The sequence below is a fragment of the Corynebacterium uropygiale genome, from assembly GCF_021568315.1.
In the GTDB taxonomy this organism is placed as follows: domain Bacteria; phylum Actinomycetota; class Actinomycetes; order Mycobacteriales; family Mycobacteriaceae; genus Corynebacterium; species Corynebacterium uropygiale.
The window spans coordinates 143760-168074 of sequence record NZ_JAKGSI010000003.1 but is presented as its reverse complement, the minus strand read 5'-3'; the positions used below and the strand labels follow the sequence as shown (position 1 = coordinate 168074).

The 24315-nt window shown below is 65.8% G+C and carries 18 protein-coding genes, 1 tRNA gene and 1 pseudogene; 12 read left to right on the top strand and 8 right to left on the bottom strand.

Annotated features, from left to right (window positions below):
- Window positions 1-13: 13 nt before the first annotated feature.
- Window positions 14-108 (bottom strand) — tRNA-Sec (locus tag L1O03_RS06710).
- Between the two features lie 73 nt (window positions 109-181).
- On the opposite strand from L1O03_RS06710, the gene selD reads away from it, so the two are divergent.
- Window positions 182-1183, top strand: coding sequence for a selenide, water dikinase SelD (selD, locus tag L1O03_RS06705; protein WP_236118680.1), 1002 nt, complete (start codon window positions 182-184; stop codon window positions 1181-1183).
- Window positions 1184-1243: 60 nt separating this feature from the next.
- Here the strand turns inward: selD and nrfD are convergent, their stop codons facing one another.
- The 4 genes and pseudogenes from nrfD to L1O03_RS06685 all read right to left on the bottom strand — a co-directional run bounded on the left by nrfD (window position 1244) and on the right by L1O03_RS06685 (window position 8337).
- Complete coding sequence (nrfD, locus tag L1O03_RS06700; RefSeq protein WP_236118678.1) at window positions 1244-2332, bottom strand: NrfD/PsrC family molybdoenzyme membrane anchor subunit; 1089 nt, start codon at window positions 2330-2332, stop codon at window positions 1244-1246.
- Window positions 2329-3414 carry a 4Fe-4S dicluster domain-containing protein gene (locus tag L1O03_RS06695; protein ID WP_236119200.1) on the bottom strand — a complete coding sequence of 362 codons (1086 nt, stop codon included), beginning with the start codon at window positions 3412-3414 and terminating at the stop codon, window positions 2329-2331. Before L1O03_RS06695 ends, nrfD begins: the two co-directional genes overlap by 4 nt.
- Before the next feature lie 152 nt (window positions 3415-3566).
- Window positions 3567-6764: pseudogene (gene fdnG / locus L1O03_RS06690) on the bottom strand (formate dehydrogenase-N subunit alpha); the annotation flags it as partial.
- A 133-nt stretch (window positions 6765-6897) separates the two neighbouring features.
- Window positions 6898-8337, bottom strand: coding sequence for a GuaB1 family IMP dehydrogenase-related protein (locus L1O03_RS06685; RefSeq protein ID WP_236118677.1), 1440 nt, complete (start codon window positions 8335-8337; stop codon window positions 6898-6900).
- A 197-nt stretch (window positions 8338-8534) separates the two neighbouring features.
- Between L1O03_RS06685 and L1O03_RS06680 the strand changes: the two genes are divergently transcribed.
- The 5 genes from L1O03_RS06680 (at window position 8535) to L1O03_RS06660 (ending at window position 13626) form a co-directional block, all read left to right on the top strand.
- Complete coding sequence (locus L1O03_RS06680; RefSeq protein ID WP_236118676.1) at window positions 8535-9773, top strand: MFS transporter; 1239 nt, start codon at window positions 8535-8537, stop codon at window positions 9771-9773.
- A 21-nt stretch (window positions 9774-9794) separates the two neighbouring features.
- A complete protein-coding gene (locus L1O03_RS06675) occupies window positions 9795-10241 on the top strand; it encodes a DUF2871 domain-containing protein (protein ID WP_236118675.1) in 447 nt (148 codons plus the stop codon).
- A 38-nt stretch (window positions 10242-10279) separates the two neighbouring features.
- Window positions 10280-11371: an alpha/beta fold hydrolase gene (locus L1O03_RS06670; RefSeq protein ID WP_236118674.1), complete on the top strand. Its 1092-nt coding sequence runs from the start codon at window positions 10280-10282 to the stop codon at window positions 11369-11371.
- Complete coding sequence (locus L1O03_RS06665) at window positions 11358-11945, top strand: DapH/DapD/GlmU-related protein (protein WP_236118673.1); 588 nt, start codon at window positions 11358-11360, stop codon at window positions 11943-11945. The genes L1O03_RS06670 and L1O03_RS06665 overlap by 14 nt, the downstream gene beginning before the upstream one ends.
- Window positions 11946-12096: 151 nt before the next feature.
- Complete coding sequence (locus L1O03_RS06660) at window positions 12097-13626, top strand: ATP-binding protein (protein WP_236118672.1); 1530 nt, start codon at window positions 12097-12099, stop codon at window positions 13624-13626.
- Between the two features lie 731 nt (window positions 13627-14357).
- On the opposite strand, the gene ychF is transcribed toward L1O03_RS06660, so the two are convergent.
- A complete protein-coding gene (ychF, locus tag L1O03_RS06655) occupies window positions 14358-15443 on the bottom strand; it encodes a redox-regulated ATPase YchF (protein WP_236118671.1) in 1086 nt (361 codons plus the stop codon).
- Window positions 15444-15516: 73 nt separating this feature from the next.
- Between ychF and L1O03_RS06650 the strand changes: the two genes are divergently transcribed.
- Window positions 15517-16944 (top strand): AI-2E family transporter, encoded by a 1428-nt coding sequence (locus L1O03_RS06650; RefSeq protein WP_420830310.1) that lies wholly within the window; start codon window positions 15517-15519, stop codon window positions 16942-16944.
- A 60-nt stretch (window positions 16945-17004) separates the two neighbouring features.
- Window positions 17005-18183: a DUF6542 domain-containing protein gene (locus L1O03_RS06645; RefSeq protein WP_236118670.1), complete on the top strand. Its 1179-nt coding sequence runs from the start codon at window positions 17005-17007 to the stop codon at window positions 18181-18183.
- A gap of 99 nt (window positions 18184-18282) precedes the next feature.
- On the opposite strand, the gene L1O03_RS06640 is transcribed toward L1O03_RS06645, so the two are convergent.
- Entirely contained in the window at window positions 18283-19242 is a 960-nt protein-coding gene (locus L1O03_RS06640) for a 4-hydroxy-3-methylbut-2-enyl diphosphate reductase (protein WP_236119198.1), read from the bottom strand.
- A 129-nt stretch (window positions 19243-19371) separates the two neighbouring features.
- Here L1O03_RS06640 and xseA point away from each other — a divergent pair, with 129 nt between their 5' ends.
- Both xseA and L1O03_RS06630 read left to right on the top strand, forming a co-directional pair.
- On the top strand, window positions 19372-20613 hold the full coding sequence (xseA, locus tag L1O03_RS06635) for an exodeoxyribonuclease VII large subunit (RefSeq protein ID WP_236118668.1): 1242 nt from the start codon (window positions 19372-19374) through the stop codon (window positions 20611-20613).
- 37 nt (window positions 20614-20650) lie between these two features.
- On the top strand, window positions 20651-20959 hold the full coding sequence (locus L1O03_RS06630; RefSeq protein ID WP_236118666.1) for an exodeoxyribonuclease VII small subunit: 309 nt from the start codon (window positions 20651-20653) through the stop codon (window positions 20957-20959).
- Here L1O03_RS06630 and L1O03_RS06625 read toward each other — a convergent pair.
- Window positions 20956-21603 carry a DUF4245 domain-containing protein gene (locus tag L1O03_RS06625; protein ID WP_268914163.1) on the bottom strand — a complete coding sequence of 216 codons (648 nt, stop codon included), beginning with the start codon at window positions 21601-21603 and terminating at the stop codon, window positions 20956-20958. The genes L1O03_RS06630 and L1O03_RS06625 overlap by 4 nt on opposite strands.
- Before the next feature lie 122 nt (window positions 21604-21725).
- Between L1O03_RS06625 and glpX the strand changes: the two genes are divergently transcribed.
- A complete protein-coding gene (gene glpX / locus L1O03_RS06620) occupies window positions 21726-22739 on the top strand; it encodes a class II fructose-bisphosphatase (RefSeq protein WP_236118663.1) in 1014 nt (337 codons plus the stop codon).
- A gap of 100 nt (window positions 22740-22839) precedes the next feature.
- Entirely contained in the window at window positions 22840-24240 is a 1401-nt protein-coding gene (locus L1O03_RS06615; protein WP_236118661.1) for a class II fumarate hydratase, read from the top strand.
- Window positions 24241-24315: the final 75 nt, after the last annotated feature.

Below are 24315 nucleotides of genomic sequence, written 5' to 3'. Positions count from 1 at the left end.
CTGTATGCACGTCTGGCGGAGACGGACGGGAATCGAACCCGCCAGGCCGAGCTACTCGGCCTCACCGGTTTTGAAGACCGGGATGCCCACCAGGACATAGACGCCTCCATCGGCTCACTGTAGCAAGCGCTCCGCAGCGAGGGCCGGTGCAGCCCAGAATCTACGGACTACGCTCGAGCTCATGACTTCTTCTCCACGTCTCACCACCCTCGCCAGCGGCGGCGGGTGCGCATGCAAAATTCCACCGGGCGAGCTCGAGGACGCGGTGCAGGGCCTCGTGGGGCTCAAGGATCCGCGGGTGATCGTCGGCCTCGATGATGGCGACGACGCCTGCGCCATCCGCCTGAGCGGCTCCACGGCCATCATCTCCACCGCGGATTTCTTCACCCCCATGGTGGACTCCCCCTATGACTGGGGGCGCATCGCGGCGGCGAATGCCCTCTCCGATGTGTACGCCATGGGCGGCACCCCGCTCACCGCGATCAACCTGGTGACCTGGCCCCGGGAAGTCCTCCCCCTCGACATTCTGCGGGAGGTGCTGCGTGGCGGGCTCGACGTCTGCACCGAGGCCGAGACCCCCGTGACCGGCGGCCATTCCATCACGGGACCGGAGCCCGTCTATGGGATGGCGGCGACGGGCGTCGTCGACACCGCACACCTCATGCGCAATGACGCCGCCGAGGCCGGCCTGCCCCTCAGCCTGAGCAAGCCGATCGGGGTGGGGCTGCTCAACAACCGGCACAAGAAGACGGGCGAGGTTGTCCAATCCGCCGTGGACACCATGACCACTCTCAACCGGGAGGCCTCCGCGCAGGCCGTCGCCGCGGGGATTCGTGCCGCCACGGATGTGACGGGCTTCGGGCTCCTCGGGCACCTGTACAAGATGTGCCGGGCCTCTGGCGTGCGGGCGCGCGTCGAGCGACGCGCCGTGCCGGTGCTCGCGGAGGCTCTCCAGGCGCTGGAGGAGGGCTTCATCCCTGGGGGTTCTCGACGCAACCTCGACTGGGTGCGCCCCCACGTGAGCGCCGGCCCGGGCGTGAAGGACGAGGATCTCCTCCTTCTCGCCGACGCCCAAACCTCCGGCGGTTTGCTCCTCGCCGGGGAGATTCCGGCCGCCCCCGTCATCGGGGAGCTCCTTCCCGCCGAGGACGGCGCCCCCACGATCGAGGTCGTCTCCGGCTAGGCGGGTTTAGGCGGGGCCATCCGGAGCCGCCCGGACGCCCGCCCCGAGCCCCCCCCCCGCTCAGCGCGCCGTCGTGATGCTGTCGTGGACGGTACCGGCGTCCTGGCGGGCCCGCAGGCGACGCTTCTGCGGCTCGATGACGCAGCGCGGATCCTTCACGGAGTCCAGCCCCGCGTAGAGCATCCCGAAGCGGGTGAGCGCCGAGCCCGCCATGAGTGCCAGCCCCGAGGCCACCGCCATCTTCCGGGAGCGACGCGCCCCCAGAAGGGTGCCTACCAGGCCCGCGGCCACGCACTTCTCGCTGAGGGACAGCATGGTGCCGGAGCGTCCCTCGCGGAGGGATTCTTCAATGACCGGGTCGGCCTTCTCCATCATCTGGTGCGTGGCGTAGAGGTCGGCGCTCGCCCCGGCGAGGGCGAGGAACCGCGCGGGGGCGGCATCGGCCGTCGGGGTGAAGACCATCGCGGTGCCGGCGGAGGCCAACGAAGCCGAGGAGACGAACACGACGGGCAGGGTGTCTTTGACCTCGTTCCACACGGGGTTTGAGGTGTCCCCCAGGAGCACCGCAGTGTACACGGCCAGCGGCGCGCCGAGCGCCCCCGCCGCAACTCCCGCCGCCGGGGACACCACCCGGTGCAGCAGCGTTCGCAGCCGCCGCGGAAGGGGCGCCCAGTGCTGGGTGAGGTCGTCGATCTCAGCGAGCGCAGCCAGCGCCGACGTCCCACCGAAGCTCCCGAGGATCCAGGAACCCATGTTCATCGGCGAGGAGAGCTTAAAGACGCGGAACATGTTGAGCATTCGCTCGGGCCGCCCGAGGTCGGCGATGAGCGCCAGCGACCCGGAGGCCGCCGCGCCGAAGGCCGCGAGCCGCGCCGTGCGACGCAAGGCCGCGTTCCCGCTGATTTGGGATCCCAGCGCCAGGAGCGAGGATCCGCCGGCCACGCCACCGAGGAAGAGATATATCCCAATCGGTGACTTCCACGGCGGCGCCTTGACCACGGGGGTTCCGTAGTAGGAGTCGAAGTGAACCTTCGGCACCATCTTTTCCTCGCGGCCGCCATCGCCGGAGCGTCGGGCGGCCCGGCGCTCCTGCCGGGTTCGGGGGCGCGCCCCCTCGGGGGGACGATAGGAATCAAAAGGCTGGGTCATTTCCGTCCTCCTAGCAGGAAGGATGCTGCGACGGCACCGATCATCCCCGCGGCGGCGAGCGTCGCCTTTTTCGCCATCTCGGGAAGATCGCGGGTCGGGACATGCGGGTCCGGCGGCAGGCCGTAGACCTCCGGCTCATCGAGGAGCAGGAAGATCGATCCGGTTCCGCCCACACCATCGTCGTCGTTGGCGCCGTAGAGCCGGGCCTCAGTGAGCCCCTGGGCGTGTAGCTCCGCGACGCGCGCCCGCGCCCGCGCCAGCATCTCCTCACGCGTTCCGAACTGAATGGACTCGGTGGGGCACGTCTTCGCGCACGCCGGCTGCTCCCCCGCCTTGAGGCGGTCATAGCACATGGTGCACTTCCGGGCGACCCCAATGTCCGGGATGGGCGCCCGCTCGCCGGGTGTGTAGTCCGCGCCTTTGGGCTGGCGGCGCGGGAGGAGCCGTCGAATATCGAAGGATTGGCGGGTGTCCTCGAGGGGCGCGTCCCAATCCCGCTCGCCAAAGCGACCGTGATCCTCCCGCAGCTTCACGACGCCGTCCGAGCGCCGCTCGATCACGCCGAAGGGGCACCCAGCCACGCACGTTCCGCAGCCGTTGCACACGTCCGGCTGCACCACCACTGTCCCGAACTCCGTGCGGAAGAGGGCACCCGTGGGGCAGACGTCGAGGCATCCGGCGTTCGTGCAGTGTTTGCACACGTCAGAGGCCATCAACCAGCGGAAGTCGGGAGTGTCGGGCGGGGTGGTGTCCACCGCGCCGGGCTCTGCCCCGTCGACACCGCCGCTGCTGCTGCCGGGCATGCTCGGCATCCCGAGGCCGATGAGCCTGCGCCCAGATTCGCGCGCCTGCTCGATGCGCTCCTCGGTTTGCTCGACGAAGGCTACGTGCCGCCACGTGTTCGCGGAGAGGGTGCCGGTGTTGTCGTAGGACATGCCGGTGAGCTGGTAGCCGTCCTCAGGGTTGCGGTTCCATTCCTTGCACGCCACCTCGCAGGCCTTGCACCCGATGCACACCGAGGTGTCGGTGAAGAAGGCCTTCCGCTGCCGCGGATCATAGGTGGGCCGGTTCGAGGACTCCATCGCGCTGAACGCCACGACTACTTCACTCCCTTCTCATCCGAGGGCCCCGGCTCCACATGGTGCGACTCCGTCTCCGGGGTCTGCTGCGCCCCGCGCGGGTGCGCGGCATCGGGGTTCTCGGTTCCGACGCCCGCCTCGGACGCCTGCGCAGCCTCCTCCGGGGCGGAGAGCCTCGTGTTGCCGGTATCGGGTGTGAGCCCTGCCCGGCGCTGGTATTCGCGCACAAGCGCGGTGCGCTCGGCGCCGCGGGGGCGTCGGCCCGCCACCACTGCACAGGCGCTGACCTTGGAGGCCTGGATGTTGACGTTGGGGTCCAGCGTGATGCCGAGGAGGTCATTCGGGCTATCGCCGTGGACCTCCCCCACCGTGTCCGACTGCCCGTAGTGATAGGGCAGGCCGATCTGGTGGAACTCCTTGCCATTCACCGTGAGCATCTCGATGCGATCGGTGATGAGCACGCGCGCCTCGATCGCCGAGCGCGGCGAGATGATGGTGGCCCAGCCGCCGTGCTCGAGGCCGAGTTTCTCGGCGAGCTCGGGGGACACCTCGCAGAAGAGCTCCGGCTGTAGCTCCGCGAGGAAGGGCAGGGTGCGCGTCATCGCGCCGGAGGTGTACATCTCGGTGAGCCGGTAGGTGTTGAAGAGGTAGGGATAGACCTCGGAGCCCGGTTCACCGGCATTGGGCGCCGAGAGGTTATCCACGCTCTTGAAGATGAGTCGCGTCGGCGATTGCTGCTGGTGATACAGCAGATTCGGCACCGGCGACTCGTGCGGCTCATAGTGGGTGGGCATGGGCCCGTCCACCATGCCGGTCGGCGCGAAGAGCCAGCCCTTCCCGTCCGGCTGCATGATGAAGGCATCATCCCCGGCGAGTGCCGCCGGTCCGACGGCATCCGGGTCGGGCGTGTGCCCCGGCGGGAGCGTCGCCGGGAAGTCTGGCACGTCATCGCCGACCCACTTCTGGGCCTCCTTATCCCACCAGATGTACTTCTTCCGCTCGGACCACGGCCGCCCGTCCGGCGCCGCCGAGGCCCTGTTGTACAGCAGGCGGCGGTTCGCGGGCCAGACCCAGCCCCAGTCCATGGCCAGTTCGTTTTGCTCCTGGCCAGGAACCTTCTTCGCCGCATGGTTGATCCCGTTGGCGTAGACGCCCGCGTAGATCCAGCATCCGCCGGACGTCGAGCCATCGGCCTTCATCTCGTTGAAGTTCTCCAGGAGCTGGCCGGCCTTCTCTCCACTCAGGTGGTAGCCGTTGATCTCGCGGAGAACGGCCTCGGCGTCGGGATCCCCATGCTCGTCCACGGGATAATCCCAGGTCATGGCCTGTAGGGGGAAGTCCCGCGGGTCAGTGGAGTCCTTCACCTTCTCCTTGATGCGGCGTCCCAGTTCGTAGAAGAACTGCAGCTCGCTCGTGGCGTCTCCCGGCGGGTGCAGCGCCTGGAAGCGCCACTGCACCATGCGTTGGGTTTGGGTGAAGGTCCCGCACTTCTCGACGTGGGTTGCGGCGGGCATGAGGAAGACCTCGGTCTGGATCTCCTCCGTCTTGAGCTCGCCGGTCTTCACCTCCGGCGAATCTTTCCAGAAGCTTGCGGTCTCCATGTCCTGGAAGTCCCGGACCACCATCCATTTCAGGTGGGAAAGCCCGAGCCTCTGCAGGCGGCCATGCGACTGCGCCACCGCCGGGTTCTGGCCAAAGACAAGGTAGCCGTCGACCTCATCGCGCATCATCGCCTGGAGCGTGTGATAGGTCGAGTGCGCGCCGGTGAGCCTCGGCATGAAGTCAAGGCCCCAGTTGTTCTCCGGGGTGGCGGCGTCGCCCCAGTACGCCTTCATGAGGCTCACCGCGTAGGCGTCTCGACGCTGCCAGAAGCCCTTTTGATCGCCCGAGGCAATCTGATCGAGGTACTGCTCCCACGTCTGCTGCTCCACCGTGGGCATGGGCAGGTAGCCCGGGAGGAGGTGGAAGAGCGTGGGGATGTCCGTCGAGCCCTGAATGGAGGCGTGGCCGCGCAGCGCCATGATGCCCGAGCCCGGCCGGCCGATGTTGCCCAGCAGCAGCTGGAGGATCGCGCACGTGCGGATGAACTGGGCGCCCAGGGTGTGCTGCGTCCAGCCGAGGGCATAGGCGAAGCAGGTTGTCCGCTCAGGGGTGGAGTTCTCCGTGATGGACTCCGCCAGGTAGGTGAAGTCCTCCGGCGAGATGCCGCAGATCTGCTCCACGACCTCCGGGGTGTAGCGCTGGTAGTGCCGACGCAGAATCTGGAAGACCGTCCGCGGATGCTGGAGTGTCTCATCGCGCTCGACGTGCCAGGAGGGGGCATCCTCGCCGGCCGTGTGGGAGCGCTCGTAGCCCCAGCTTTCGTTGTCGTACTTGCCGGTCTCCGGGTCATAGCCGGAGAAGAGGCCATCGAGGTCTTCGGTGTCCTGATAGTCCTCCGAGATGATGACGGAGGCATTCGTGTATGCGCGGACGTACTCGTGGAACCACTTGTCATTCTCAATGACATAGCGGATGAGCGCGCCGAGCAGCACGACGTCGGTACCACCGCGGATGGAGATATGCCGGTGCGCCACTGCGGATGTCCGGGTGAAACGCGGATCCACGTGGATGATGCGCGCGCCGCGCTTCTTGGCCTCCATCACCCACTGGAATCCCACCGGGTGGCACTCGGCCATATTCGACCCTTGAATGACGATGCAATCAGCATTCGCCATGTCCTGCAGCGGCTGGGTCGCGCCGCCGCGGCCAAACGAGGACCCCAAACTGGGGACCGTGGCGGAGTGTCATATACGAGCCTGGTTCTCGATCTGAATGGCTCCCGCCGCGGTGAAGAGCTTCTTAATGAGGTAGTTCTCCTCATTGTCGAGCGTCGCCCCGCCGAGGCCGGCGATACCCATGGTGCGATTGACGCGCCGCCCCTGGTTATCGACGTCCTGCCAGCCGTTGCGGCGGGCCTCCATGAAGCGATCGGCGATCATGTCCATCGCCTGATCGTGGTCGAGCTCCGTCCATTCCGTGGCCCCCGGGGCTCGGTACTTGATGGTGGTGATCCGAGAGGAGGAGTTCACCAACTGTTCCGAGGCCGAGCCCTTCGGGCACAGCCGGCCGCGGGAGATCGGAGAATCGGGATCCCCTTCGATCCCGATGACCTTCTCATCTTTCACATAGACGCGCTGTCCGCATCCCACTGCACAGTAGGGACACACGCTTTTCACCACGCGATCGGCTTCCTCGATCCGTGCGGTGATGGCATCCGTACGCTGGGAGCGCGTGGGGGTGCCCCTGCCAAAGGGGTCACGGGCGCGCAACTGGCGAAGGACTGGCCAGTTGAGCGGGGTGAATCGTGACATGCTCACATGATAGCAACCGGGGCGGATTATTTTTGATCCAAACATTCATCCCGCGGGGACGCGCCCCTCGCCGGCGGCGGCGGGAGGAGCGACACGACCGGCCCCGCCCCTCCTGCCGGGACCTCAGCGGTCCTTAGCGGGTGGAACGAGGCTTCCCCTCCGCAAAGCCCGCCGCGGACTGGACGCCCACGATGGCCCGCTCCCGGAACTCCGGGATGGTCGTCGCACCGGCGTAGGTGAAGGAGGAACGCACGCCGGAGACGATCCGGTCCAGCAGGTCCTCCACTCCCCCGCGTCCGGGCTCGAGGTAGATTCGCGCGGTGGAGATCCCCTCCTCGAACATCTCCCGGCGCGCCTTCTCAAAGGCCTCGGTGGAGGCATTGCGGTTCTCGACGGCGCGGTGCGAGGCCATCCCGAAGGACTCCTTGTACTTGCGGCCGTCGGCATCCCAGAGGATGTCGCCCGGGGACTCGTAGGTGCCCGAGAACCAGGAGCCCACCATGACGTTCGAGGCCCCGGCCGCGAGCGCGAGTGCAACGTCGCGCGGGTGGCGGACGCCGCCGTCGGCCCAGACGTGAACGCCCTTCTCCCGGCCCTCCGCAGCGCACTCGAGCACCGCGGAGAACTGCGGGCGGCCGACGCCGGTCTGCATCCGGGTCGTGCACATGGCGCCCGGTCCCACGCCGACCTTGATGATGTCCGCACCAGCATCGGCGAGATCACGCACCGCCGCCGCCGAGACAACATTGCCCGCGACGACCGGCACGCCCGGGTCCAGCGCCCGGACGCGCTCCACGGCACGGATCATGGATTCCTGGTGCCCGTGTGCCGTATCCACCACGAGGGTGTCCGCCCCGGCGTCCAGGAGGGCGCGCGCTCTCCCCTCGACGTCCCCGTTGATGCCGATGGCCGCGCCGACGCGCAGCCGATTCTCGGCGTCGACGGCCGGAGTGTAGACGCTGGCGCGCAGCGCACCCTTGCGGGTGAGGATGCCCACGAGAGAGCCATCCTCCCCGACGACGGGCGCGAGCTTGCGGGAGTTCTTGGTGAGGACCGCGAAGGCCTCTCGCGGGTCGATTGTCTCCGGCAGAGTGAGCAGCTCGGTGGACATGAGCCGCCCCACCTGGGCAAAGTTATCGACGTCCTGGAGGTCCTTCTCAGTGATGAGGCCAACCGGCCGGCCCGACTCAGGATCCACCACAACAGCAGCACCGTGGGCACGCTTCGGCATCAAGTGCTTCACGTAACCCACGGTGTGGTGCGGTTTCACCCGGATGGGCGTATCAAACAGGAGGTGCGAGGATTTCACCTCAGAGATGGTGTGGGCGGCGATATCGGCCGGCACATCCTGCGGAAGGATCGCCATGCCGCCGCGGCGAGCCACGGTCTCCGCCATCCGACGCCCGGCCACCGCCGTCATATTCGCGACGATGATCGGGATGGTCGTTCCCGTCCCGTCCTCCGTGGCCAGGTCCACATTCATGCGAGAGCCAACAGAGGAACGCGAGGGCACCATGAAGACGTCCTCGTACGTGAGGTCGTAGCTGGGGCGTTGATCGTTGAGAAATTTCACGCCCCTTAGACTAGACCCTCATCGCGGAGCTGTGTTAGGCGCTGTGTTAGGCGCCGATCCCCGCGGGGAGGAGGCCCGGCAGGTAGCCGAGCAGGTCGAACACGCTGGACAGGTCAGAGTTGGAAAGAGAAGAAAAGATATCTGCGAACATGCCCTTGAGCATAGCCCCTCACCGGCTTCTATAAAATACTTGAACCATGAAAAAAATCCTGTGGCCGGTGATCATTCCCGCACTTCTCTTCGCGATTGCGATCGGAACCACAACCCCGGTCCTCATCATCGCCGGGCTCCAGGTGGGTGCGACCCAGCCGATGGCCGCGGGGATCGTCGCGTTCATGGGGATCACCTCTCTCGCGTGCACCATCCCTGCCGGGCAGTTCATTGACCGGGTCGGTGATGCCCGCGCCATGACCGTCGCCTCCCTGGCCGCCGTGCTGGTCACAGGCGTGACGGTCCTGGCGCTCGTGATCCATTCCCTCCCCCTCTACGCGCTGAGCCTCATGCTCCGCGCGCCCATCCAGGACATGTGGAACCTCGCGCGGCAGGCATTCGTGGCCACGGTCCTGCCCCGCGAGAGCCTCGGCCGCGGGATGACGGCTCTCGGCGGCACGATGCGCGTCGGCAACCTCCTGGGGCCCCTGCTTTCTGCCGGTCTCCTGCTCTTTTTCCCGGTGTGGTCGGTCTTTGTCCTCTCCGCCCTGTGCGCCCTGCTCGCGATTGGCGTCCTCCGCCTGCCGGCCGCCCGCGCCCTCGACGACGCCGTGGCCACCCCCTCCCGCACCGCGCCGGCATCACCGGAGGCTCCCGCCGCGGAGCCCAGCCCCTCCCTGCGCGAGCTGCCGGTGCGCTGGAAGGCCGTCGTGCTGGCGGGGCTGAGCATCGTCACGCTGGGGCTCGCCCGCTCCGCGATGCCGGTGGTGGTGCAGCTCTGGGGGCTCAGCCTGGGTTTGCACAACTCGGAGATTTCCCTGGTTATCGCGCTGGGTTCGGCGGTGGAGCTCTGTCTCATGGTCCCGGGCGCTTATATTAAGGACTCCATGGGACGGGTCACGACGCTCACCACCTGCCTCGGCATCTTTGGCGCGGGGTTCCTCCTCATGGTCGCGATCCCCACGTCCCCCGGCCTCTGGATCGCGATGCTCGTCATGGCGCTGGGCAATGGGCTCGGCACGGGAATCAACATGACGATCGGCGCGGACCTCTCCCCCGCCCAGGGGCGGGCGAAGTTCCTCGGCGTGTGGGCTCTCTTCAATACCGGAGGCCAGCTGGGCGGCCCCTCCGTCATCTCGGCGCTCATCGCGGCGGCCTCGCTGAGCGTCGGCGTGATCAGCTGCGGGGCGCTGGCGATTCTCGGGGCGGTGTGGGCCTTCGCGTGGCGCGGGACCCTCCAGCTTCCCACCCGCGTGCGGGAGAGCGTCCGGGAGAGCAGACCCTAGGTCTGCGTTAACCTCGAAGATATGAAGAAGCTCTACTGGGCAGCATGTACATATTTGGCGCTGGGGCTCATCGCGGGAGTGTTCTACCGCGAGTTCACCAAGGTCTTTGACGGCCACGGCGGAGAGACCCAGCTCAACACCCTCCACACCCACCTGCTCGCGCTGGGCATGATGTTCTTCCTCATCTGCATCGCCCTCGAGCACGCCTTCCAGCTCAGTGCCCACCGGCGATTCTCGACGTGGTTCATCCTGCACAATGTCGCGCTCGTGTGGACCATCGGCTTCATGGTGGCCAACGGCGTGGTCCACGCCATGAACAGGGATGAACTCTGGGGCGCGGCGTGGTCCGGCCTGGCGGGCGTCGGCCACATCCTCCTCACGGTGTCCTTCATCATGTTCTTTGTCATTCTCAACAAGCGCATCCGGGTCACCGAGTATCACCGCGCCCAGGAGGCAGCTCAGCACTAAAAGATGCCGCTGCTCGCCCCCACACCTACAGTGGTGCTATGAACCACACAACACGGCACCCGCGGCGATGGCTCAAGGCTCTCTCCGTGGGTCTTCTCACGGTGATCGGCGCCGTGATCGTTCTCGGCCTCGGCGCTTATGCTTTGCGAAGCTATAACCTCCACCGATACTCAGCCCCCAGCGGCGGGCCGGAGGAATACCGCCACCCCACGGACCTGGGCTCCTACCCCACGGACATCCCCGGGATCACGGTGGAGCACGTCCAGGGCCAGTACCTCAATGGCTTTCATCTCAGGCCACAGACTGTGCGGCACCAGGGCAGCGTTGTTACCTTTGGCGGATCCGATGGGTCTCCGAATTTCCACGAGGCCCAGGCTCTCGCAGAACAGGGCTATGACACGTGGGCGCTCTTCTTCTTTGGGATGCCCAATCAGTCCGCCGAGCTGGCGCGCGTGCCCCTCGACTTCTTCTCTGAGGCCCTCGATCGCATCCACGCCGAGGGCAGCCCGGGCCCCCTCACCCTCCTCGGCGCGTCCAAGGGGGCGGAGCTCGCTGCGGAGCTCGCGAGCACCTACCCGCAGGACATCGACAACATTGTCCTCCTCGCCCCCAGCGCCTACTCCTACCAGGGGCTGACCTCCGACTTCGAGGACGTGCCCTCGTGGACCTTCCGCGGCGAGGATGTCCCGTGGATCTCCCTTCGCGACGCCTCACCCGGCCGCGCGATCGCCATGTCCACCCGCCTGGGCCTGGGCTTCCCCACCTCCTACCGCGACGTCTACACCAGCGCCACGGAGCGTTCTTCCCGCGCCGACGACGCGCGAATCCCCATCGAGCGTTTCCCCGGCCGCGTCCTCGCCTTCGCGGGGACGGAGGACCGGATGTGGGACTCGGGCGGCTCCGCCACGCTCATTGCTGATCACCACCCCGACACCACGGTGAGCATCCAGCAGGGCGCGGGCCACGTCTACGCGCCGATGACCACCATCGCCCACGGCGGCGCGGTGATTAACCTGGGCGGGGACGTGGAGAGCAACACCCGCGCCGAGGAGGACTACCGGCGCATTCTCTCCGAGACCCTCGCCACCTGGCACCCGAGCATGGAGGAGACACCCCATGAAGCGCAGTGAGTTTTTGGAGCTCATGGCCCACAGCGAACCGCTCATTCCCGGCACCGAGGCCATGGACTTCATGCAGGAGCGCGCGGCGGAGGTGCGCCTCCTCACCCAGGCGTATAACAGCACCGTCGCGGGGCCGGAGGAGCGGCGACGCACCCTCGCCGACATCATCCAGGAGCCGGTCGATGACTCGGTGATGGTGCTGCCGCCGCTCACCGTCGATTGCGGAGTGAACCTCCACCTGGGGCGGAACATCTTCATCAATGCCGGGTGCAGCTTCCAAGACCAGGGCGGGATTTGGCTCGGGGATGGGGCGCTCATCGGACACAATGCCGTATTCGCCACCCTCAATCACGACGAGGACCCCGCCCAGCGCGGCATTCTCCACCCCGCGCCCATCGTTGTAGAAGAGAACGTGTGGATCGGGGCGAATGCCACGATCCTCGGTGGGGTGACTATTGGCGAGGGGGCGATTGTTGCGGCGGGGGCCGTCGTGACCAGCGATGTTCCCGCAGGCCACGTGGTAGCCGGGGTGCCGGCTCGAGTTATCCGTCCGGTGCGGGCGGCTGATATGCGGGAGGACTAACGCACAGCACAAAACCGGGAAGGAAAGGGAATTGTATGCCATAGTCTGTGGCGGTCGTGCATGACGCTGCAGACTGGCAATCACACTGCAGACTGCAAATAGACTGGCAATCACACTATAAAAGTTGCAGTCTGAGGTTTACAGTGTGGTTATGGAATGGACTCGATCAGACCTTGACGATGTACTGGCGCAGTTGCGTGATCGGCGTGGCGATAGCGCATTAATCGAGGTCAAGCGAGCTACAGGCGGCGTTCCTAAGATGCCTGAGACTCTGTGCGCTTTCGCAAATATGCCCACAGGCGGCACCATCATCCTTGGCGTAGACGAAGGCAATGGCGACTTCGAGGTACTCGGGGTCGCCAATGTTGCCCAGCTCGAAGCAGGACTAGCAAGTATGGCGCGCAACTCCGTTGAGCCCTGCCCTCACCTTGAGTTTCAGACACTACACGTTGGCACAAAAGCAGTCGTGATCGTGCACGTGTCGCCTCTACCTCTCATGGAACGGCCAGCCCGCGTCGGAAAACAGGCTTACCTTCGCCAAGCGGATGGCGACTACCCTATGGAAGACTATGAAGAACGCATGATCGGCGTTGCTCAACTCCACGCCGAGGAGCAGGTCACCTATGACCTTTCCCCCGTAATTGGAGGCGCCCCCGACGATCTTGATCCGAATCTCACCAGAGAGTACATCAATGCTGTGCGGGCTCATGACCGTCGTTTACGTGACTATGATGACCAACAGATTCTTCGAATGACAAGTGTGCTCAATGCTTCTGGAGAACCCACACTTGCAGGTCTTTACGCCCTTGGCCGCTATCCACAAGGAAAATACCCAGCTCTCACCGTCACCGCCGCCGTCCAGCTCCCTGGAGGTGAAGGCCAGGCTCGCAATCGCAATCTCCAAGACTTTACGGGCCCGCTTCCTCTGCTCCTTGCTGAACTCCTGGACTGGGTTGCCGCAAATCTCAGCACTATCCGTAGATATCGACCGGACGGTCATATGGCGGAGGACCCAGAGCTCCCACTCAATGCAATCCGAGAACTTCTTGCCAATGCGCTTGTACATCGGGATCTCGGACCGAATACTCTCGGTTATGGCAAGCAAATCCAGGTTCGCCTCACACCGCGAAATCTCTTCATCCAGAGTCCTGGCGGCCTGCGCGGGGTGTCTTTAAAGCAACTCGAGAGCGTCGAGCATGCCCAAGCAGCGGTCAATCAGCGCTTGTACCAGATGGCCAAACGCCTGACGACTGCTGACGGCGCTTCGATTATTGAAGGCGAAGGCGGTGGAATTCGCGAAGTGTTCCGTGCTGTCGAGGCGCGTGGACTTCCCCGGCCCCAACTCAGAGATACTGGAGTTCAATTCACGGCGTTTCTGTGGCGACCGCACGGTGACACGGTGGATGCTGCAGCCGTTGACACGCCTGTGGTAGCTCCTAGCGAGTCTGCTCATCCGGTCAGCAGCGAGCTGCCACACAGCTCCGCGCCAACCCGCAACGAAGCCACCGTTGTTACTGTCCTCTCACTGAAAGCACGACCTCTCACTATTCACGAGTTATCCGATGCCGCTGAACTCTCGATCGGGCAGGTCCGCTATGCACTGAAGAAGCTCATCGAGGAAAGAATCGTCACTATGGAGGGAAAGCAGGGTCAACGATCCACTCGCTACCGTTTGCAGTGAGCCTCTTGCAGCACTGAGAAGCGATCCCCAGAATGTGAAAACTGACGGCACATTCCACTGCAGACTGACAACCACACTGCAAAATTTGAAGTCTGATTTTGGAGTGTGGTTCTTACCAACACTTGGCCAGTCTCTCGCAAACCCACTGTGCCGCCCATCGGGCAGGTCCGCTATGCACTGAAAAAGCTAACCACGGAAAAACCGTCATCACGCAGGGAAAACAGAGGAGGCTATCCCCTCGCTACCGTTCGCAGTGAGCCTCTAGCAGCACTGAGATGCGATCCCCAGATGCGAAAACTGACGGCACATTCCACTGCAGACAGACAACCACACTGCAAACACACTGCAAAATTTGAAGTCTGATTTTGCAGTGTGGTTCTTCCCTACACTTGATCAGTCTCTCGCAAACCCACTGTGCCGCCCATCGGGCAGGTCCGCTATGCACTGAAAAAGCTAACCACGAAAAAACCGTCATCACGCAGGGAAAAGAGGGACAGCGATCTCCTCGCTGCCGTCTCGCGTGAACCTCTCACGACACTGAAAAAATCCCCCAGAATGATAAAACTGTCTACACACTTCGCCTCACACTGACAAACACACTGTGAATGACACTGTAAAAGTTGCAGTCTGATGAACAGTCTGCAGTGTGCGGTGCCCCACCCCCAGAGCACCCAGCCCACGCCCGCGGTTGGGCGGACACCGCCACCGCAACCGCGGGCGCTGTGAGCCTCTTAGACGTTGAACTTGAACTCCACGACGTCCCCGTCCTGCATGACGTAGTCCTTGCCCTCCTGGCGGACCTTGCCCTCGGCGCGGGCCTCGGCCATGGAGCCGGCGGCGTCGAGGTCATCGAAGGAGACGATCTCCGCCTTGATGAAGCCGCGCTCGAAGTCCGTGTGGATCACGCCGGCGGCCTGCGGGGCGGTGTCGCCCTGGTGGATGGTCCAGGCGCGGGACTCCTTGGGGCCCGCGGTGAGGTAGGTCTGCAGCCCGAGCGTCGCGAAGCCCGCCTTGGCCAGCGAGTGGAGCCCCGGCTCCTCCTGGCCGACGGACTCGAGGAGCTCGCGCGCCTCCTCCTCGTCGAGTTCGAGGAGCTCGGCCTCGGTGCGGGCGTCGAGGAAGACGCAGTCAGCCGGCGCGACAAGCTCGCGCAGCTCCTGCTTCTTCTCCTCGTCGGTGAGCACGCCCTCGTCGGAGTTGAAGACATAGAGGAAGGGCTTGGCGGTCATGAGGTGCAGCTCGCGGAGCAGGGAAACGTCGATCTCCCCCTTCTTCGCGGCACCATAGAGGGTGCGCCCGTCCTCGAGGATGGCCTGGGCCTTCTGGGTGGCCTCGACGACGTCCTTGAGGTCCTTATTCTTCCGCGCGTCCTTCTCCAGGCGCGGCAGGGCCTTCTCGATGGTCTGCAGGTCCGCGAGGATGAGCTCGGTCTCGATGACCTGGATGTCGCTAGCCGGGTCCACTCGGCCGTCGACGTGGATGACGTTGTCATCATCGAAAGCGCGAACGACCTGGCAGATGGCGTCGGCCTCGCGGATGTTCGCAAGGAAGGCGTTGCCCATCCCCTCGCCCTCCGAGGCGCCCTTGACGATGCCCGCAATGTCCACGAAGGACACCGTAGCCGGGAGGATCCGCTCAGAGTGGAAGATCTCCGCCAGGCGGTTGAGGCGCCGGTCCGGCAGCTCCACCAAGCCGACGTTCGGCTCGATCGTCGCGAAGGGGTAATTCGCCGCCAACACGTCATTCCGGGTCAGCGCGTTGAAGAGGGTCGATTTCCCCACATTGGGCAGTCCAACAATTCCAAGAGTAAGGCTCACGGCGCCCTATCCTAGCAACGAGCTCCCGTCGGGCCTTATTCGCGTGGGAGGGATTATTGGGCACAATGAGTGTGTGACGGACGCGCAGAAGGATCAGAACCCGAGCCAGCTCACCCCCGAGGAGTCGGAGGTGGACTTCACCGAGCTCCAGAAGGAGTTCGACGAGCCCCGCCATGACCAGATTGACCGCTCAGTTGTCGTGGGGATGGGCGTGAAGACGCTGGCCCAATGGTGCCTGCGGCTGCTGTTCATCGCGGTGTTCTGCTATGCCGGCTGTTACGCGATCCAGCAGTTCTGGAAGGGCATTCTGCCCATGATCCTCGCGCTGCTCGTGTGCACGGTGCTCGCGCCTCCCACCACATGGATGCGCAAGCATGGCGTCCCCGGTGCGCTCGCGGCGTTCATCTCGATTTTTAGCGCCTTCGCCTCCGTCGGCGTGCTCTTTTGGCTGGTCGCCCCGCAGGTGACGCGGGAGTCCCAGACCCTCTACTTCCAGGCCTTCGAGGGCATCCAGCGCCTCCAGCTGTGGCTCCAATCCCCGCCGCTCAAACTCGACGCCGATGACCTCAACAACGTCGTCAACCAGGCCGTGAACTGGCTGCAACGCCAGGCGGGCACCATCGCGGGCGGCATTTTCACGGGACTCTCGGCCATGACCTCGGTCCTCGTCACACTCTTTGTCGTTTTCGTCCTCACCTTCTTCTTCCTCAAGGACGGCCACGGTTTCCTCCCCTGGGTTCGACGCGCCACCGGCCGCCGCATCGGCTGGCACCTCACGGAGGCCCTCACGCGAGCATGGAGCACGCTGGGCGGTTTCATCCGCGCGCAGGCTGCGGTGTCCCTCGTCGACGCCATCTTCATCGGCCTGGGTCTCTCCCTCATCGGGGTGCCGCTGGCCCTGCCGCTCGCAGTGCTCACCTTCGCGGCGGGATTCATCCCGTTCATCGGTGCGATCTCGGCGGGCACGCTCTCGGTGCTCATCGCGCTCATTTCGCTGGGGCTCACGAAGGCCCTCATCACGCTGGGGCTCATCCTCGTGGTGCAGCAGCTCGAGGGCAATGTCCTCTCCCCCATCCTCCAATCCCGCGCGATGAACCTCCACCCGGTCATCGTGCTCATCTCCGTGACGGTGGGCGGCGCGCTCTTCGGGATCGTGGGGGCTTTCCTCGCGGTGCCCACCGCCGCGATGATCGCCGTCGCCTACCGCTACATGCAGGACATGGCGTCGATCCGCTCGGGCGAGCTCCGCGCCAAGGACGTCGCCTTCGCCACGAACGCGGGCGCCTGGACCGGCGCCTATGCCGAGGAAGCCGGGCGCCGCATGCGCGAGAAGCTCCGGGAATCCACCATCACCGTGCCCAAGGGGGTCGACGCCGGGGCTGCCATCCACCAGCCGGAGAACCCCTCCGCCTCGGCGTTCGTGGCTCGGATCACGGGGGCCGCGGAATCCCTCGCTCGCCTTGTCGATTCCAAGCGCCACCGCCCTTCAGACGAAAGCTAAAGATCTCCCCTCGGGGTGTTGAGCCCCGTTCGCGCAGCGCTTTCATTAAAATTCCTCAACGTGTCTCATGTTCCGCAGAATTCATCCCGACAACGCACCGGGTCGCGATCCCAGCGATCCGCTGGGTCCGCGAGTGCTCGTTCTGCTGGAGCTCTCTGGCCGGGCCTGCCGCTGTGGGCGGGCCCGGTCATCATCGCCGCAGCCCTCGTGACGGGCATCCTCTTGAGCCTGGTCACCGGCACGATGGGGGCCGCCTACCTGTGGTGCTTCGGCCTCGGTGTCCTCGCGGTCACCCTGCTCATCAACCCGCGGGGCCTGTACATCACGGTCGCGAGCATCCCCATCCTCTTCGCGATTCTCACCCCCCTCGGCGCGTGGATCCTCTCTTCGCAGCTCATGGGAGGGATGCAGCGTCTCAGTATGACGACGCTCGTCACCATCATCTACCCCCTCATGCAGCTCTTCCCCGAGTTCTTCCTCATCACCGTGCTGGGCTTGGTCATCGCCGTCGTCCGATGGTGGCTCCTCCGGAGGCAGCAGCACATCCTGGAGTCCCAGGCCCGCGAGTCCCGGCGCAAGGACGCCGAAGCCGAGCGCCGCAACCAGGAAACCACTCGACGCGCCCGTGAGCGCACCGCCGGGGCCGCCGCCACAGCGACCTCGACGTCCTCCACCTCGTGGAGCAGCACCCGGCGCTCCCCGCGCACCCCGCGCACAGAGGAGAAGCGCCCGGAGCGCAGCCGGTCTTCGGCTGCGGCCGCGTCCTCCGCGTCCGCCTCTGCCTCCGCTTCGGCTCAGCGCGGCTCCCGCTCGGCGCGGGACGCCCGCCAGCAGCGTTCCCCGCGCTCGACGGCAGAGGGACGCCCGGTGCGCGAACCCCGCAGCGCCAGCTCGCGGAGCTCTGCGCGTCAGGTGACCGTCGAGGAACTGTTGCGGCGTTCGGGGCGCGCACGGATCATCGGCAATGCCAACGAGGATATCTACACCCGGCGCCTGCCGGAGGAGACGGCGAGCGCCGCAGAGCAGAAGGAGCACCGGGGCCGCCGTCGCGCGGATGCCCGGCCGCGGCCTTCCGAGGAACCGCAGAAACGCGACCGCTACCTGGCCTATGGCGAGCGTTATCACGGCTTCCGGGACCGGGATGACCGCCACTACCAGCGCGATGATTGGGATCGCGCGCGGGAACGCCGCCACCGGAGCCGCCGGGACCTGCGGGATCAGGGGGAGGATCGCCGCTAAAGCCGCCCGGCTCCATCCAGAGAGACGAGAACGCAGCTGCCACGTGCTTCACGGCCGTGGCAGCTGCGTTCCAGTGTGCGCCCTTCGGGGCTCTACGCTCTACTTCTTGACGCGCGGCGGGCGAATATCGCGGGGAAGGGCGAAGGAGATGGTTTCCTCGGCGGTGGTCACTTCCTCCACGTCCTCAAAGCCGCGCTGCGCGAGGAACTCAATGACCTGGTTCACCAGGATCTCCGGGACGGAGGCCCCGCTGCTCAGGCCCACGGTGCTCACGCCGTCGAGCCAGGACTCGTCGATCTGGCGAGCGAAGTCCACAAGGTGGGCGTCCTTCGCGCCCGCTTGGAGGGCCACCTCGACGAGGCGTCGGGAGTTCGAGGAGTTCTGTGAGCCCACCACGATCATGAGCTCACACTGCGGGGCGATCTTCTTCACCGCCACCTGCCGGTTCTGCGTGGCGTAGCAGATGTCCTCGCTGGGCGGGTTTTCCAGGTTGGGGAAGCGCTCCTTGAGGCGGCGGACGATGTCCACGGTCTCATCGACGGAGAGGGTCGTCTGCGAGAGCCAGATGAGCTTCTTGTCGGCGAACTCCTCCGGGACGGTGTCGGCGCCCTCGAGGCCGTCGACGAGGTAGGTCACCTCGGGCGCCTCCCCCGCGGTGCCCTCCACTTCTTCGTGGCCCTCGTGCCCGATGAGCAGGATCTGATAGCCCTGCTTCGCGAAGCGCTTGACCTCGTTGTGCACCTTGGTCACCAGCGGGCAGGTGGCGTCGAGCGTGGAGAGGCTGAGCGAGCGCGCCCCCTCGCGCACCGCCGGGCTCACCCCGTGGGCGGAGAAGACCACGTGCGCGTTCTCGGGGACTTCGTCGGTCTCGTCGACGAAGATCACGCCCTTCTCCTCGAGGGTCTCCACCACGTAGCGGTTGTGCACGATCTGCTTACGCACGTAGATGGGAGCCCCGTACTTCTCCAGGGCCCGCTCGACGGTTTCGACTGCCCGATCAACCCCCGCACAATACCCACGTGGCGCGGCCAGGAGAATCTTCTTCCCGCTTTTGTCCATGCCCACTACCCTAATGTTCTGCTGGAGGAAGAACCAACCGGATCTCATGTCCGACCCAACTCCTAAGCTAGGACGTACCCGCGGAACCGCACACCACAACCAATCATGACGAACACGGGGAGGGATGCCATGGCCGAGAGCGTCAATTCACCAGAAACCGCCTGGTCGGTCCAGGATGTGAACACCAAGGTCAAGGGGTGGATCGAGCGCCTAGGGCACATCTGGGTGGAAGGGCAGCTCACCGAGCTAAAAACCAACCCCCAGTGGAAGATGTGCTACGCCACCCTTCGCGATACGGACGCCCAGGCGAGCGTCAGCCTCACGTGCCCGGCGGCCCTCATCCGCAACGCTCCCCACCCCTTCTCCCATGGGGATCGCGTGGTGGTCTACGGCAAGCCGGCCTTCTACGTCGGCCGGGGTAGCTACTCCCTGTGGGTCACGCAGATGCGCCCGGTAGGCGTCGGCGAACTCCTTGCCCGGATCGAAATGCTGCGCAAGAAGCTGAGTGCGGAGGGGCTCACGGCCCCCGAGCGCAAAAAGACCCCACCCTTCCTTCCCCGCCGGATCGGGCTCATCACTGGCAGGGGCTCCGCCGCGGAACGCGATGTCCTCTCCGTGGCCCAGGACAGGTGGCCGCAGGTGAGCTTTGAGGTCATCAATACTGCGGTGCAGGGGGTCGACGCCGTCCCCCAGATCATTGATGCCCTCGCCCGCCTCGATGCCATCGAGGACGTCGACGTCATCATCATCGCCCGCGGCGGGGGCTCCGTCGAGGATCTTCTCCCCTTCTCCGAGGAGGCCCTCCAGCGCGCCGTCGCCGCGGCCCGCACCCCCATCGTCTCCGCGATCGGCCACGAGCCCGATCACCCGGTGCTCGACGATGTTGCCGACGTCCGCGCCGCCACCCCCACGGACGCTGCGAAACGCATCGTCCCGGATGTCGCCCAGGAGCGGGCGGGCATCGCCGAGTGCCGCGGGCGCATGGCCGCCGCGCTCCGGCAGTGGGTTCAGCACGAGCGCCAGGCGCTGGCCGCCGTGCGTTCTCGGCCGGTCCTCGCCAACCCGCTGCGCCCCATCGAGGAGCGACGGCAGGAAGTGGAGCAGGCTCTCGCGGCGGCACGCCGAGACATCACGCATCTCCTCGACCGGGAGCGCCACCGCATGACCGGGCTGCGGGCACAGATCACCACGCTCGGCCCGGGTGCCACTCTCGCCCGCGGCTATTCCATCGTGCAGGTGCGCCCGCGCGATGGGAGCGAACCCTTCGTCGTGACCTCCATCGAGCAATCCCCGCCAGGCAGCCAGCTGCGCATCCGCGTGAGCGACGGCTCCATCACCGCCGCCGGCATGGCCACTCAGCCCGCCGACTAACCCCCTCCCCCCGATTCTTCCCATCGAAAGGAACCCCATGGCCACAGACACTTTCGGCACCGGACAGCCCGGCGAGAACGCCTTCCCGCCCGTCGCCGAGCTCACCTACGAGCAGGCCCGCGCGGAGCTCATCGAAACCGTCCGCATCCTCGAGGCCGGACAGATGAGCCTCGACGAGTCCCTCCGCTTCTGGGAGCGCGGCGAGGAGCTCGCCCGCCGCTGCGAAGAGCATCTCGACGGCGCCTCCCGCCGAGTGGAGGCAGCGCTGGCCCGAAGCCGCGGCGCCGAGACCGCCGGGGACGGGACGTCGGCCCCTCAGAACGACGAGGACGAGGACGAAGCCTAGGACTCCGCGGCGCCCCTGCTCGCCTCGGCCGCGTCCTCCCGGGGCAGCGGCGCCGTTCTGATCGCGCGCGCGAGGATCTCGACGATGTCCTCCTCGCTGCCCTCGCCCTGGGCGAGAAGCCGGACGCCGCCGAGGTCCACGACCCAGAGGTTGTCCTTGTCCTCATCCATGGTCGAGAAGATGTGGGCCTCATGCCCCTCGATGCTGCGCTGCCCGATCTCTTCGCGGGTGTAGCCGTCGAAGCCATCGACGGCGTCCTTCGCGCTGACACCCGTCTGGACGAGGCGGACGTAGCCGTCCTTCGCGGTGACCCACCCGACGGAGGCGGCCGGCTCATTGTTCACGTTGATGCGACGGGCGCTGTTGGCAGTCCACCCCTCGGGCGCCTCGACGTAGCGGATGGGGAAACCGAGGGTGTGGGCCTCGCCGTCGAGCATCGCGTGGTCATCCACCGCCTGGACCGGCCCATTTTCCGGTCGTCCCGGGTTGAAGGAGCACAGCCCGGTGAAGCCGACGCAGAGGATCATGACCACCCCGACCGCCGCCAGGGAGTAGATCATGTCGCGTCCATCTTGAAAGAGTCTCGGTTTCTCAGCCACGCTAGTCAGTATCGCACGGTCAAAGGTCACAGTCAGATAGGGCATCATCTGCCCACATTCGGGTGTGAATTTCTCCGCCCCGGTGTCCAGTCCCTGGAACAATGGGGGCAGTGGCGGACAGATGTCCGCCGACCGTTTGTGATGCACACCAGGAGGCTGGAAAACAGATGACTAATGACCACCGCGAGAGCCTCGATCGTAACTTGGCTATGGAACTGGTCCGCGTGACCGAGGCCGCGGCACTGGCCTCGGGCCGCTGGGTTGGCCGGGGTCAAAAGGAATCCGGTGATGGCGCGGCCGTCGATGCCATGCGCCAGCTCATCAACTCCGTCAACATGGACGGCACCGTGATCATCGGTGAGGGTGAGAAGGACGAAGCGCCCATGCTCTTCAATGGTGAGCACGTGGGCACCGGGGATGGCCCGAAGGTGGACATCGCCGTCGACCCGGTGGACGGCACCACTCTGATGGCCGAGGGCCGCCCGAATGCCATCGCAGTCATCGCGGCAGCCGAGGCCGGCTCCATGTATGACCCCAAGGAGGTGTTCTACATGCGGAAGATCGCCGTCGGCCCCGACGCCGCCGGCAAGATCGACATCGAGGCCCCGGTCGAGCACAACATCAACGTCGTCGCGAAGGCCAAGGGCATCGACGCCTCCGACGTCACGGTCGTCGTCCTGGACCGCCCGCGCCACCTGGAACTCATCAACCAGATCCGCCAGGCAGGCGCCAAGGTCCGCCTCATTTCCGACGGCGACGTGGCCGGCGCTGTGGCCGCCGCCCAGGACACCAACTCGGTGGACATCATGATGGGCATCGGCGGCACCCCGGAGGGCATCATCACCGCCTGCGCCATGAAGTGCATGGGCGGCGAGATCCAGGGTGTCCTCGCCCCCAAGGATGAGGAGGAGGCGGAGCGCGCGAAGGCCGCCGGCCACGAGCTCAACCGTGTGCTCACCACCAACGAGCTGGTCTCCTCCAACAACTGCTACTTCGCCGCCACGGGTGTGACCAACGGTGACATGCTCCGCGGCGTGAGCTACCGCGCCAACGGTGCGACCACCCGCTCCCTCGTCATGCGCTCGAAGTCCGGTACGGTCCGCTACATCGAGTCCCGTCACAAGCTGACCAAGCTCCAGGAGTACTCCGTCATCGACTACACGCAGGGCATTCTGCGCTAGTGACTCCCCGCCCTGAGACGTCCCCGACGCCTCAGGGCATCCTGCGCCATACTTGATCCTGGATCCCAACATTTCTCAACCTCTGAAGGTGATGACACGAATGACTGAACAGGAATACCGCATCGAGCACGACACGATGGGCGAGGTCAAGGTTCCCGCCAAGGCCCTCTGGCGGGCTCAGACCCAGCGTGCCGTCCAGAACTTCCCGATTTCCGGCCGCACCCTGGAGCCCAACCAAATCCGCGCCATGGGCCTGCTCAAGGCCGCTTGCGCCCAGGTGAACAAGGAGAAGGGCCTGCTCCCCGCCGACAAGGCTAATGCGATCATCGCCGCGGCGAAGGAGATCGCCGACGGGAAGCACTACGGGGAGTTCCCCATCGACGTGTTCCAGACGGGTTCCGGCACCTCCTCCAACATGAACACCAACGAGGTCATCGCGTCTATCGCGAAGTCCCACGGCGTCGAGGTACACCCCAATGACCACGTCAACATGGGTCAGTCCTCGAATGACACCTTCCCCACCGCCACCCACGTGGCCGCGACGGAAGCCGCCGTGAAGGACCTCATCCCGGGCCTCAAGGTCCTGCAGGAGAGCCTCGCCCGGAAGGCCGAGGAGTGGAAGGACGTCGTGAAGTCCGGCCGCACCCACCTCATGGACGCCGTCCCGGTGACCCTCGGCCAGGAGTTCTCCGGCTACGCCCGCCAGATCGAGGCCGGCATCGAGCGCGTCGAGGCCACCCTGCCGCGCCTCGGTGAGCTGCCGATCGGCGGCACGGCTGTCGGCACCGGCCTCAACACGGATGCCGACTTCGGCGAGAAGGTCACCGCCGCCCTCCGCGAGCTCACCGGCATTGAGGAGCTGCGCGAGGCCCGCAACCACTTCGAGGCCCAGGCCAACCGCGATGGCCTCGTCGAGTTCTCTGGCGTCATGCGCTCCATCGCTGTCTCCTTCACGAAGATCGCGAACGACATCCGCTGGATGGGCTCCGGCCCGCTGACCGGCCTCGGTGAGATCCACCTCCCCGACCTCCAGCCGGGCTCCTCCATCATGCCGGGCAAGGTCAACCCGGTGCTCTGTGAGACCGCCACGCAGGTTTCCGCCCAGGTCATCGGCAACGATGCCGCTGTGGCCTTCGGTGGCGCGCAGGGCGCCTTCGAGCTCAACGTCTTCATCCCGATGATGGCGCGCAACGTCCTCGAGTCGGCGACCCTCCTCGCCAACACCGCCCGCGTCTTCGCAGAGAAGCTCGTCGACGGCATCGAGCCGAACGTTGAGCGGATGAAGACCCTCGCCGAGTCCTCCCCCTCGATCGTTACCCCGCTCAACTCCGCGATCGGCTACGAGGCCGCCGCGAAGGTCGCCAAGACCGCCCTCAAGGAGGGCAAGACGATCCGCCAGACGGTCATCGACCTCGGCTTCGTCGACGGCGAGAAGCTGACCGAGGAAGAGCTGGACAAGCGACTCAACGTCCTCGACATGGCGCACACCGAGCGCCACTAGTCACTCCCCCTGAGTGACCCGGGCTGAGGCCCCCGCTCCCCACCGCATCTGTGCGATGGGGAGCCTTTTCTTTAT

Coding starts and splice junctions, on each gene's coding strand:
- selD (WP_236118680.1), top strand. CDS start 182: ATGACTTCTTCTCCACGTCTCACCACCCTCGCCAGCGGCGGCGGGTGC.
- nrfD (WP_236118678.1), bottom strand. CDS start 2,332: ATGACCCAGCCTTTTGATTCCTATCGTCCCCCCGAGGGGGCGCGCCCC.
- L1O03_RS06695 (WP_236119200.1), bottom strand. CDS start 3,414: ATGGAGTCCTCGAACCGGCCCACCTATGATCCGCGGCAGCGGAAGGCC.
- L1O03_RS06680 (WP_236118676.1), top strand. CDS start 8,535: ATGAAAAAAATCCTGTGGCCGGTGATCATTCCCGCACTTCTCTTCGCG.
- L1O03_RS06675 (WP_236118675.1), top strand. CDS start 9,795: ATGAAGAAGCTCTACTGGGCAGCATGTACATATTTGGCGCTGGGGCTC.
- L1O03_RS06670 (WP_236118674.1), top strand. CDS start 10,280: ATGAACCACACAACACGGCACCCGCGGCGATGGCTCAAGGCTCTCTCC.
- L1O03_RS06665 (WP_236118673.1), top strand. CDS start 11,358: ATGAAGCGCAGTGAGTTTTTGGAGCTCATGGCCCACAGCGAACCGCTC.
- L1O03_RS06660 (WP_236118672.1), top strand. CDS start 12,097: ATGGAATGGACTCGATCAGACCTTGACGATGTACTGGCGCAGTTGCGT.
- L1O03_RS06640 (WP_236119198.1), bottom strand. CDS start 19,242: ATGGACAAAAGCGGGAAGAAGATTCTCCTGGCCGCGCCACGTGGGTAT.
- xseA (WP_236118668.1), top strand. CDS start 19,372: ATGGCCGAGAGCGTCAATTCACCAGAAACCGCCTGGTCGGTCCAGGAT.
- L1O03_RS06630 (WP_236118666.1), top strand. CDS start 20,651: ATGGCCACAGACACTTTCGGCACCGGACAGCCCGGCGAGAACGCCTTC.
- L1O03_RS06625 (WP_268914163.1), bottom strand. CDS start 21,603: ATGCCCTATCTGACTGTGACCTTTGACCGTGCGATACTGACTAGCGTG.
- glpX (WP_236118663.1), top strand. CDS start 21,726: ATGACTAATGACCACCGCGAGAGCCTCGATCGTAACTTGGCTATGGAA.
- L1O03_RS06615 (WP_236118661.1), top strand. CDS start 22,840: ATGACTGAACAGGAATACCGCATCGAGCACGACACGATGGGCGAGGTC.